General features: G+C 72.0%; 11 protein-coding genes. 7 read left to right on the top strand and 4 right to left on the bottom strand.

Annotated elements, in window-relative coordinates:
- Window positions 1–15 precede the first annotated feature (15 nt).
- The gene (locus OG444_RS22605; RefSeq protein WP_030653431.1) at window positions 16–375 is read right to left on the bottom strand and encodes an NADH-quinone oxidoreductase subunit A; all 360 of its coding nucleotides are present in this window, start codon (window positions 373–375) and stop codon (window positions 16–18) included.
- Window positions 376–1,223: 848 nt separating this feature from the next.
- On the opposite strand from OG444_RS22605, the gene OG444_RS22600 reads away from it, so the two are divergent.
- Window positions 1,224–2,060: a C40 family peptidase gene (locus OG444_RS22600; protein WP_327263897.1), complete on the top strand. Its 837-nt coding sequence runs from the start codon at window positions 1,224–1,226 to the stop codon at window positions 2,058–2,060.
- A 117-nt stretch (window positions 2,061–2,177) separates the two neighbouring features.
- Here the strand turns inward: OG444_RS22600 and OG444_RS22595 are convergent, their stop codons facing one another.
- Together OG444_RS22595 and OG444_RS22590 are read right to left on the bottom strand one after the other, a co-directional pair.
- Window positions 2,178–3,140, bottom strand: coding sequence for a hypothetical protein (locus OG444_RS22595; RefSeq protein ID WP_327263896.1), 963 nt, complete (start codon window positions 3,138–3,140; stop codon window positions 2,178–2,180).
- A 29-nt stretch (window positions 3,141–3,169) separates the two neighbouring features.
- Window positions 3,170–3,580, bottom strand: coding sequence for a hypothetical protein (locus OG444_RS22590; protein ID WP_327263895.1), 411 nt, complete (start codon window positions 3,578–3,580; stop codon window positions 3,170–3,172).
- Window positions 3,581–3,914: 334 nt separating this feature from the next.
- On the opposite strand from OG444_RS22590, the gene OG444_RS22585 reads away from it, so the two are divergent.
- Genes OG444_RS22585 through OG444_RS22560 form a run of 6 tightly spaced genes read left to right on the top strand, consistent with a single transcriptional unit; the run spans window position 3,915 to window position 8,680 of the window.
- On the top strand, window positions 3,915–4,289 hold the full coding sequence (locus OG444_RS22585) for a hypothetical protein (protein ID WP_327263894.1): 375 nt from the start codon (window positions 3,915–3,917) through the stop codon (window positions 4,287–4,289).
- Window positions 4,286–5,854, top strand: coding sequence for a peptidoglycan-binding protein (locus tag OG444_RS22580; protein ID WP_327263893.1), 1,569 nt, complete (start codon window positions 4,286–4,288; stop codon window positions 5,852–5,854). The genes OG444_RS22585 and OG444_RS22580 overlap by 4 nt, the downstream gene beginning before the upstream one ends.
- Window positions 5,851–6,588 carry an ABC transporter ATP-binding protein gene (locus OG444_RS22575; RefSeq protein WP_327263892.1) on the top strand — a complete coding sequence of 246 codons (738 nt, stop codon included), beginning with the start codon at window positions 5,851–5,853 and terminating at the stop codon, window positions 6,586–6,588. The genes OG444_RS22580 and OG444_RS22575 overlap by 4 nt, the downstream gene beginning before the upstream one ends.
- A complete protein-coding gene (locus tag OG444_RS22570; RefSeq protein WP_327263891.1) occupies window positions 6,585–7,838 on the top strand; it encodes an ABC transporter permease in 1,254 nt (417 codons plus the stop codon). Before OG444_RS22575 ends, OG444_RS22570 begins: the two co-directional genes overlap by 4 nt.
- A gap of 59 nt (window positions 7,839–7,897) precedes the next feature.
- On the top strand, window positions 7,898–8,173 hold the full coding sequence (locus tag OG444_RS22565) for a hypothetical protein (RefSeq protein WP_327263890.1): 276 nt from the start codon (window positions 7,898–7,900) through the stop codon (window positions 8,171–8,173).
- Window positions 8,174–8,188: 15 nt separating this feature from the next.
- The gene (locus OG444_RS22560; protein ID WP_327263889.1) at window positions 8,189–8,680 is read left to right on the top strand and encodes a DUF4265 domain-containing protein; all 492 of its coding nucleotides are present in this window, start codon (window positions 8,189–8,191) and stop codon (window positions 8,678–8,680) included.
- A 78-nt stretch (window positions 8,681–8,758) separates the two neighbouring features.
- Here the strand turns inward: OG444_RS22560 and OG444_RS22555 are convergent, their stop codons facing one another.
- Window positions 8,759–10,042 carry a geranylgeranyl reductase family protein gene (locus OG444_RS22555; RefSeq protein ID WP_327263888.1) on the bottom strand — a complete coding sequence of 428 codons (1,284 nt, stop codon included), beginning with the start codon at window positions 10,040–10,042 and terminating at the stop codon, window positions 8,759–8,761.
- Between the last annotated feature and the right edge of the window lie 22 nt (window positions 10,043–10,064).

Genomic DNA, 10,064 nt, shown 5'->3' with positions numbered 1-10,064 from the left:
GGAAAATTCAGCCCCTCAGTCCCATTCCAGGCCGCCGCGGCGCCACACGTAGGCGTAGGCGACGAAGACGGTGAGCACGAAGAGCAGCATCTCGACGAGCCCGAAGATCCCCAGGGAGTCGAAGGTGACGGCCCAGGGGTAGAGGAAGACAACCTCGATGTCGAAGACGATGAAGAGCATCGCCGTCAGGTAGTACTTGATCGGGAAGCGGCCACCGCCGGCCGGCATCGGCGTCGGTTCGATGCCGCACTCGTAGGCGTCAAGCTTCGCCCGGTTGTACCGTTTTGGGCCGATCAGCGTGGCCATGACCACGGAGAAGATCGCAAACCCTGCGCCGAGGGCGCCGAGCACGAGGATGGGCGCGTACGCATTCACGCTCCTCGCTCCTTCCAGTCGTCCTTGACCGTTGGACCGCTGCCGGCGCCGAGTGACCCGCCTCGCGAAGATCACGCTTTCGATCAAGCGCTTGCATGTGAGGCAGTTCACAAGCCGGACTGGTGCGCATCTTATGCCTGCTCGTCTGTGATCTGCGACACGGGTTGCAACACCGAGTTTGTGATCTCCACCACCTGACGAACGATCATGAAGTCCGATGAGTGGTGATCTTCATACGCGAAGCATCCACATGATCACCAAAGGTGACATCCGAGCCCGTTACCGCAGGTAGAAGGGGGCTTGCCCTATCAAACGATGCTCGGTGCAGGCAAATTGGCAACAGGGGTGCGGTGGTGATAAAGGGATCGGCGTCGCCCGGTCGGGGGACGCCGTGCGTACGGAGGTGGACGCGGGGCAGACGCGGGACGGACGAGGGTCGCGCACGGGTCCCGGGGAGGGGCCGGCGGCCGCGCGGGGGGCCGCGCCGATGATCACGCCCGGGTCACGTGAGTGCGTGCATCCGTTCACGAACCTCTCGGCCCGTTCACAGGAAGGTCACGGGAGGGGCACGGCGTCCACATCACGTGACCTCACTGTGACCTGCGCCACTCTGAATCGGCGGTTCCGAAAGGGGGCTTGGCCATCTGTGCGGAGTGATGGTAGGTCAGGGATCAATTAGGACTTAATTCCGAAACCCCATGATCACAGCCTTGCGGAGGCCTGTCCGTTTCGCCCGTTACGGCGTCAATAAGGAGCGAGAAGCGTCCGGTTAGCGCCCTTCGCGCGCAACTGTGGCGCAACCCACGTTTCTTGAAGGGAACCCGGGCACCCTGATAGCGGTTGTCCTCATGTCCCACACCGCTCACATACCCAGCCACCGGAAGCCCCGCCGCAGCGCCTCGAAGCTCGCGGTCCGCGCCGGAGTTGCCGGTGGCGTCCTCAGCACCCTGGCCATGGCCGGCACCGCGAGCGCGTCCCCGTCCGCCGAGCCCGTGGCCGAGACGACGCTCGAAATGCCGGTCCTCAACCTGGACCTGGGCGCCGACGTCTCCTCCGCCGTCACCGCGGCCGCCGAGAACACCCGTCTCGCGGCCGTCGAAGGCGAACTGACGGCCCAGGAGGAGAGCGCCCGCACCGGCGCCGCCGCCGAGGCCAAGAAGGCCAAGGAAGAGGCCCAGAAGAAGGCCGACGCCGAGAAGAAGGCGAAGGCCGAGGCCGAGCGCAAGGCCGAGGCCGAGCGCTCCAGCCGCAGCACGGACCGCAACACGCTGAAGAGCGCCTCCGCCTCCGCCGCCCCGCAGGGCACCGGAACCGTTTCCGCTCCGGCCACCGGCTCCGCCGCGGCCATCGTCAACTTCGCCCGCGCGCAGGTCGGCAAGGCGTACGTCATGGGCGGCACCGGCCCGTCCTCGTTCGACTGCTCCGGTCTCGTCCAGGCCGCCTACCGCCAGGCCGGCATCTCCCTGCCGCGCATGTCCCAGGCGCAGTCCTCGGCCGGCACGTCCGTGTCGCTGAACGCCCTGCAGCCGGGCGACATCCTGTACTGGGGCTCCAGGGGCAGCGCCTACCACGTCGCCATCTACGTCGGCGGCGGCAAGTTCGTCGGCGCGCAGAACCCCAGCACGGGCATCGTCGAGCGCAACCTGAGCTACGACAAGCCGACGGGCGCCGTCCGCGTCCTCTGAGCACGGCTCGGTTCGCGGCACACCCGGCACGGCCCCAGGGCCGGTACTCCCCCGCTCGGGGGTGGAGTACCGGCCCCGGGGCCGTTGTCCGCGTTCTCGCGGCGCTGAGCGCGACGCTCAGCCCAGGGAGGCCGCCAGCTTGAAGCGGGCCTCCCGCTGCCGCTTGTAGAGCGCGAGCGTCTCGGCGTGCTCCTCGACGAGGCGCTCCTGATAGGCCTTCTCGACCGCGCCCCAGATCCCGACGAGGTTCACCTCGCGCTTGCACGCGACGTCGGCCTTGGCCGCCGTGACGGCCTTCGGACCGCCCATGTCGCTCTCCAGGCCCAGCTTCTCCACGACGTCGTACGGTGATTCGATCCCGGCGTATCCGGACTTGTCCATGCATGACGACCACTTCGCGAGGACGTCGACGACCCGGGAGTCCTGCCGGGAGCGGTCGTGCGCCTCCGAGGCCAGCCCGAACGCGAAGAGCAGGTCCACGCTGTCCCTGGTCGGGGCGTACAGCTTGCGGTACCCCTCGCGCCCGCATCCGCCGGCCGGCACCTTCTGCCCGGCCGCCGTCAGGCCGCTGTCCACCTGCGCGGCCTCCTCCTCGGTGTTCGCGTCGGGAGCCGCGCCGCCCCGGGCTCCCTGCTGCTCGCCGGTCATCACGACGTTCGCGCTGTCGCTCAGCTGCGGTGCGGCGGGCTTCGCCGGGCTCCCCCTCCCCGCGGACTTGTCGTAACCGTGGGCCGCCGCGTACGCCGGATCGGCCAGGCCGAAGAGGTACGCGTGCCGGTCGCCGGCCCCGGCGCCGGTCGCCTCGGCGGATCGCACGCCCTCGTAGGTGAACCCGTACCGGGCCATGCACCGGGAGACCAGGGCCTGCTGGACCTGGCCCATCCGGATCCGTTCGGCCTCGGTGTCCGTGTACGCGTCCATCGGCAGGGACAGGGCGGCCGTCGCCGGGTTCACCTCGACGGGACCGAGCTCCGGTTCACCGCCCGCGGAGTCCCCGGTCCCGGCGCAGCCGGCCAGGAGGACGGCCGCCAGCAGGACGGCGGCCGGGGCGGCGGGCCGGCGGCGACGGGATGTGTGCATCGCGTGGAACTCCTTCTGCCGGATCCGGATTACGGGTGGAGGGTGTACTTGGCCGAGCTGATCTTGTTCTTGAAGCTGGTCGAGGCGTTGCCCGCGTAGTTCGACGGGATCTCACCGACGCTGCCGCCCAGGTCCTTGTCGGTGCCGACCTTCCAGGCGTAGACGTCCCGGTTCCGGTAGGACTCGGTGGTGTCGTTGATCCAGTTCCCGCTGGCCGAGCAGGAGCCCTGGTACTTGTCGTCGCTGAAGTTCACGTCATTCGTCACCAGGTCGAAGACGCACCCGGACTGGTTCTGCCAGTAGTAAAGCCCGAACTCCTGGTTCTCCAGATTTCCGTCGCGCCCCCAGGCGGCCGCCGGACCCGCGGTTCCCAGCAGAATGGCACCGGCCGAAACGGCCGCGACGCAGCCGGCGGTCAGCTTGCGCATTGCGTTGTCCATCACGCTTACCTCACTCTTCGGGTGAAAATCGGGGTGTTCGGGACGGACCGGGGTGCACTCATTTCGGCCCGGCGGGGATTCAACAGCGAACCCCGGGCCGGTTCAAGCTCATTCTCGGCTGATGGACAGTCACTTCTGTTGTCCGATACGCAACTTGTCGCAGCCGGGCACCGGTACCTACTATCTGGCGCGCGCCCTCCCCCACCCTTGAACGGATGCGCATAATCCACTCCTACCGCCGCAAGGGAACCCCGTCGTGCACGCAAGGCATTTGGCCCCGCTGCTCCTTCTGTGTATTTCACTGACGGGATGCGGCGGAGGCGACAAAGAACCTGTGGAAAGCGACAGTCCGCCTCCCACTGCGGAGGAAATCGCCTACCACGACTGCCTGAAGAAGCAGGGCGTGGCGATTGTCTATACGGACTACGGTGCTCCGCGCGTGGACAAGTCGAAGCCCTGGAACGACGAGGCCCACAGGGTCTGCGCGCCGATGCTGCCGCCCCCGCCGAAGCCCCAGCCGGCGGAGCCCGCCCGGGTCGCCGCCGCGCAGAAGGAGTCGGCGTGCCTGCGGGCCGAAGGCGTCTCCTGGTACCCGGACCCGGACCCGGTCACCGGCCAGATCGACGACCGCAAGGGCACTCCCGAGCAGTGGAGCGCGCTCAAGCGTGACCACCTCGACGCGTTGAAGAAGTGCCGGCCGGAGAAATGAGCGGGCCGGAGCAGGTACTGGAGCGCCGCGAGGCCCCGGCGGACCCCGAAGACGACCGCGTCGGGCTCGCGCGCGGCCGGCGCTTGGTGCTCGCGGTCGTCGGCGGGGCCGCGTTGATGGCGGTCGGCGGACTGCTGGCCACCACGCTGGTGAAATCCCCGGCGCAGGTGGCCGCGGAGACCGGCCCGCCCGCGCAGGGGGCGCTGACCGCGGAGGTCGAACGGCGGGTGCTCGCGCAGACCGTGGTGATGCGGGGGACCGTCGTCGCCGACCAGAGCGTCGCCGTGTCCCCGCAGGGCGTGCGCTCCGGGGCGGGAGCGGGGGCCGCCCTCGTGACCAGGCTGCCGCTGCAGGCCGGTGACCCGGTCACGGCGGGCCAGCTGATCGCCGAGGTGTCCGGGCGGCCCGTCTTCACCCTGCACGGCGCGCTGCCGATGTACCGCGACCTGGGGCCCGGGGCCACCGGCGACGACGTCGCGCAGCTGCAGCAGGCGCTGCGCGAGCTCGGGCACGGCACCGGCGCCGACGCGAGGGGCGTCTTCGGGGCGGGTACGAAGGCCGCGCTCACCGCCCGCTACCGGGCCATCGGGTACGAGCCGCTGCCCGCGGTCGCCGACGGGGGCGCGGCGCTCAAGTCGGCGCGGGAGGCCGTACGGTCCGCGACCTGGGCCGTGGAGGACGCGAGCGACTCCGCCCGCCCGGCGGCTGCGGCGCCCACGGGCGCGCCCGCGGAGACCGGATCCGGCAAGGGCGGGGCGGCGGCCCCGCCGAGCCCCGCCGCGGGCTCGGGCCCGGGCCCCACCGCGGGCTCGGGCTCCGGCCGCGCGCTTGCGCGGGCGCGGCAGGCGCTCGGTGAGGCGCGGGCCGCGCTGCTGGCCGCCGAGGCCGCCGACGGCCCGATGCTGCCCGCCTCCGAGACCGTGTTCCTGGGCGCCTTCCCGGCCCGCGTCAGCTCCCTCGGCGCCCGGGCGGGATCACCCGTGTCCGGGCCGGTGCTCACGCTCTCCACCGGGGAACTCGTCGTCGAGGCCTACCTCAAGGACGACAAGAGGCAACTGCTGCGCGCGGGGATGACCGTGGTGGTCTCCTCCGAGGTCTCCGGCACCGATGTCCGCGGCAAGGTGGCGCTGGTCGCCACCGAACGCTCCACGGCGCAGCCCGCCGGACCGCTCCCGCAGCAGAACCAGGGCGGACAGGACTCCAAGGGCGGCGTCTCGGGCGGAGGCGGCACAGGCGCCGACCTCGGATACCGGATGGTGGTCCGCCCCGACCAGCCGCTGCCCGTCGGCTTCGCCGGGCAGGACGTCCGGCTGACCGTCGAGTCCGCCGCCACCGACGGCGAGGCCCTCGTCGTCCCCGTCACCGCCGTTTCGGCCGGCGCGGACGGGCGTACGGTCGTCACCGCCGTCTCCGCCGAAGGCACCCAGCGGCGCATCGAGGTACGCACCGGCACCAGCGGCGACGGCTACGTGGCCGTCACACCGGCCCGGGCCGGTGCCCTCGCCGCCGGGACCAGAGTGGTGATCGGGACCGCGCCGCAGGAGGCCCGGGGGAAGACCGGATGAGGCTCCTGGCACAACGGTTCCGGCGACGCCCGCAGTCCGCCTCCGGCCCTGACGGCGGTGACGGCGACAGCCCTGTGATCGAGCTCCGCGGGGCCGGCCTCACCTACCCCGGACCGCCGCCCGTCGAGGCCCTGCGCCCCTGCGACCTGACCGTGCGGCGCGGGGAGTTCATCACCGTCGTCGGCCCCTCCGGCTCCGGGAAGTCCACCTTCCTCAACGTCGCCGGGCTGCTCGACTCCCCCACCAGCGGCCGGTACCTCCTCGACGGGATCGACACCGGTGCGCTCCCCGACCGGGAGCGCACCGCCCTGCGCGGCCGCCGGATCGGCTTCGTCTTCCAGTCCTTCCATCTGCTGCCGCACCGGTCCGCCCTGGAGAACGTCACCCTCGCCATGCTCTACACCGGAACCCCGCGCGCCCAGCGCCTCGTACGCGCCCGCGAGGCCCTGGACCAGGTCGGTCTCGGGCACCGGGCCGGCGCCGTGCCGGGGCGGCTGTCGGGCGGCGAGCGCCAGCGCGTCGCCATCGCCCGCGCTCTGGTCGCGCGGCCATCGCTGCTGCTGTGCGACGAGCCGACCGGCAATCTCGACTCGGTCAACGCCGCGTCCGTCCTCACGCTGCTGGACGAACTGCACGGGGCCGGGATGACCGTCCTCGTCATCACGCACGATCCGCAGTTGGCCCGGCGCGGACACCGGACGCTCACCATCCGCGACGGGCGGCTCCACCCGTGAGCGCCCCGGGCAACCCGGTCTCCCCCGAGCGCGGCGCCGTCGCACCGACCCGGCTGTCCGTGCGCGACGCCCTCGCCGAGGCCGTCGCCGGCATGCTCCGCCGCCCCGGCCGGGCCGTGCTCACCGCCCTCGGCACCGTCCTCGGTGTCGGCAGCTTCGTGGCCGTACTGGGCCTCACCGCCACCATCTCCTCGCAGATCGACGGCAGGTTCAACGTCCTGACGGCCACCGAGGTCGCCGTCGAGGACGTCGCCGCCCGGCAGAACGAGTTCGCCGGGCCCGGCTTCCCCGCCGACGCCGAGCAGCGGCTGCGCGCCGTCGCCGGCATCGAGCACGCCGGGGTGCTGTGGACCGTCCGGCTCGACCCGCGCACCACGGTCGGCCCGCTGCCCTCCGGGGGCGGCGACCCCACCACCGGCGCGGCCGTCGTCGCGGCCTCCCCCGGGGCCGTCGCCGCCCTCGTACCGACCCTCCAGCAGGGACGGCTCTACGACGACTTCGCCGAGCGTGGCCGCGAGCGCGTCGTCGTCATCGGCAGCGGGCTCGCCGCCCGCCTCGGCATCACCACGCTCGCCACCCGGCCCGCCCTCTACATCGGCCAGGAGCCCTTCACCGTCGCAGGCATCGTCGCCGACCTGCAACGCCGCCCCGAGCACCTGATGTCCGTCCTCGTCCCGCGCGCCACCGCCGAACAGCTCTGGGGGCCGCCCGCGCCCGGGGCCGCGAGCATGCTGATCGCCACCGAGCTCGGCGCCGCCCGGCAGGTCGCGGGCCTCGCCCCGCTCGCGCTGCGCCCCGATCACCCCGAGTACTTGAAGGCCGTCCCGCCGCCCGACCCGCGGATGCTGCGCTCCGGGGTCACCGCCGACCTGAGCGCGCTGTTCCTGCTGCTCGCCGGGATCTGCCTGGTCATCGGCGCGGTCGGGATCGCCAACACCACCCTGGTCGCCGTCCTGGAACGGACCGGGGAGATCGGGCTGCGCCGCGCGCTCGGCGCCCGCGGCCGGCACGTAGCGGCCCAGTTCCTCACCGAGTCCGCCGCCCTCGGTGCCCTGGGCGGCCTGGTCGGTACCTCGCTGGGCGAGCTGACGGTGGTCGTCGTCTCCCTGGCCCGGGACTGGACCCCGGTGATCCATCCGCTCACCGTCGTCGCGGCACCGCTCACCGGCCTGGTCACCGGTCTGCTGGCCGGGCTCCATCCCGCCTGGCGGGCGGCCCGTGTGGAACCGGCCGAGGCCCTGCGAAGATAGCGACAGGGCGCGTCTGACCGTCAGAGCCGCCCCGACCCGCCCTGGAGGTGGTGGTCCGCGTGAGTCCGAAGTCGTACGAACACCACGGCGCCGGCGACCCCACCGCGGTCCGGGCCGCGCTCGGCCTCGGCCTGCTCGCCGTCGGCGGCTGGCTGCTGACGACCACCCGCCCCTGGCAGAAGCCCGGCCACCCCCTGACGCTGGGCCTCGGCTGGACCGCCTCGGGCGCGCTGCTGGTGTGCGGGCTGTACCTGCTGGCAAGGTGCGTCCGTACCGTCCACGGCGACCCGGACGCCTCCACACCGCCGGGCCCGACGGCCGCGACGGACGACTGAACGGATGGGCCGCGCATGATGTCGGTCGAGGAAGGCACGGCCGGGCAACAGGTCAAGGTCTGGTTCAGGTTCGTGCCCCGGGAGGGCTGGCTCCCCCAGGACACCGAGGGTCTGTGGGCCGACCGGCTCGGCGTCGACACGGCCCGGATCCGCAACGTCGCCTTTCTGCAGGACGGCGTCGCCGAGGACGACGTGGTGCGGTTCCGGACCGATGCCGAGGGCGTGCACTGGGCCGTGGGCCGGGTCAGCGCGTCCGGCAACTGCACGATCCGGGTCCTGCCCGTCCCTTCCGGGCCGCTGGGCCGCAGTGCCCGGGCGGTGCACGAGCGCCTCTCGCCCTTCGGGCTCGGCGGCGAGGTGTTCAGCGAGGACTTCCCGATGGTGGCCTTCAACGTGCCGGCCGACGCCGACCACGTGGGGATCAAGGCCCTCCTGGCGCGCGGCGAGGCGGAGGACTGGTGGCACTTCGAGGTCGGCTGCGGCACCGACGCCTGGTGGAACGCCTGACGTCGTGGACGTAGCCGGCCCGCCCGCCGCGGGTCTGCGTCGGGCGGGCCGGCTGCATCCATTGCACGGGGTGGACCGTCAGGCCTTCGGGGCCACCTTCGAGAGGCCGTTGATGATGCGGTCCATCGCGTCGCCGCCCGTCGGGTCGGTCAGGTTGGCCAGCATCTTCAGGGTGAACCTCATCAGCACCGGGTGGGTCAGGCCGCGCTGCGCCGCGATCTTCATGACCTTCGGGTTGCCGATCAGCTTCACGAAGGCGCGGCCCAGCGTGTAGTAGCCGCCGTAGGTCTCCTTGAGCACCTTCGGGTAGTTGTGCAGGGCCAGTTCGCGCTGCGCCGGGGTGGCGCGGGCCTGGGCCTGGACGATGACGTCGGCCGCGATCTGGCCCGACTCCATGGCGTACGCGATGCCCTCGCCGTTGAACGGGTTGACGAGCCCGCCCGCGTCGCCGACCAGCAGCAGGCCCTTGGTGTAGTGCGGCTGCCGGTTGAAGGCCATCGGCAGGGCCGCGCCGCGGATCGGCTGCGTCATGTTCTCGGGCGTGTAGCCCCAGTCCTCCGGCATGGAGGCGCACCAGGCCTTGAGTACCTCTCGCCAGTCCAGCTCCTTGAAGGCGGAGGAGGAGTTGAGGATGCCGAGGCCGACGTTGGAGGTGCCGTCGCCCATGCCGAAGATCCAGCCGTAGCCGGGCAGCAGCCGGTCCTGCGCGCCGCGCCGGTCCCACAGCTCCAGCCAGGACTCCAGGTAGTCGTCGTCGTGCCGCGGCGAGGTGAAGTACGTCCGCACGGCCACGCCCATCGGGCGGTCCTCGCGCCGGTGCAGGCCCATCGCCAGGGACAGCCGGGAGGAGTTGCCGTCGGCCGCGACGACCAGCGGGGCGTGGAAGGTGACCGGGGTCTTCTCCTCGCCCAGCTTCGCCTGCACGCCGGTGATGTGGCCGGTGCGCGCGTCGCGCACGGGCTCGCCGACGGTGCAGCGCTCGTACAGCCGGGCGCCGGCCTTCTGCGCCTGGCGGGCCAGGGTCTCGTCGAAGTCGTCACGCTTGCGGACGAGTCCGTAGTCCGGGTAGGAGGCGAGTTCCGGCCAGTCCAGCTGGAGCCGCTGCCCGCCGCCGATGATCCGCAGACCCTTGTTCCGCAGCCAGCCGGCCTCTTCGGAGATGTCGATGCCCATGGCCACCAGCTGCTTGGTGGCGCGCGGGGTCAGGCCGTCGCCGCAGACCTTCTCCCGCGGGAACGCCGTCTTCTCCAGCAGCAGGACGTCCAATCCGGCCTTGGCGAGGTAGTAGGCGGTGGTCGAGCCGGCGGGCCCGGCCCCGACGACGATCACGTCCGCGGAGTGTTCGGAGAGGAGCTCGGTCACTGCGGGGTCTCCCGAAGGCTCG

This window comes from Streptomyces sp. NBC_01232, from assembly GCF_035989885.1.
In the GTDB taxonomy this organism is placed as follows: Bacteria; Actinomycetota; Actinomycetes; order Streptomycetales; family Streptomycetaceae; genus Streptomyces.
Note: the sequence above shows the minus strand (reverse complement) of the source record. Positions and strands in the feature narration are given on the sequence as shown.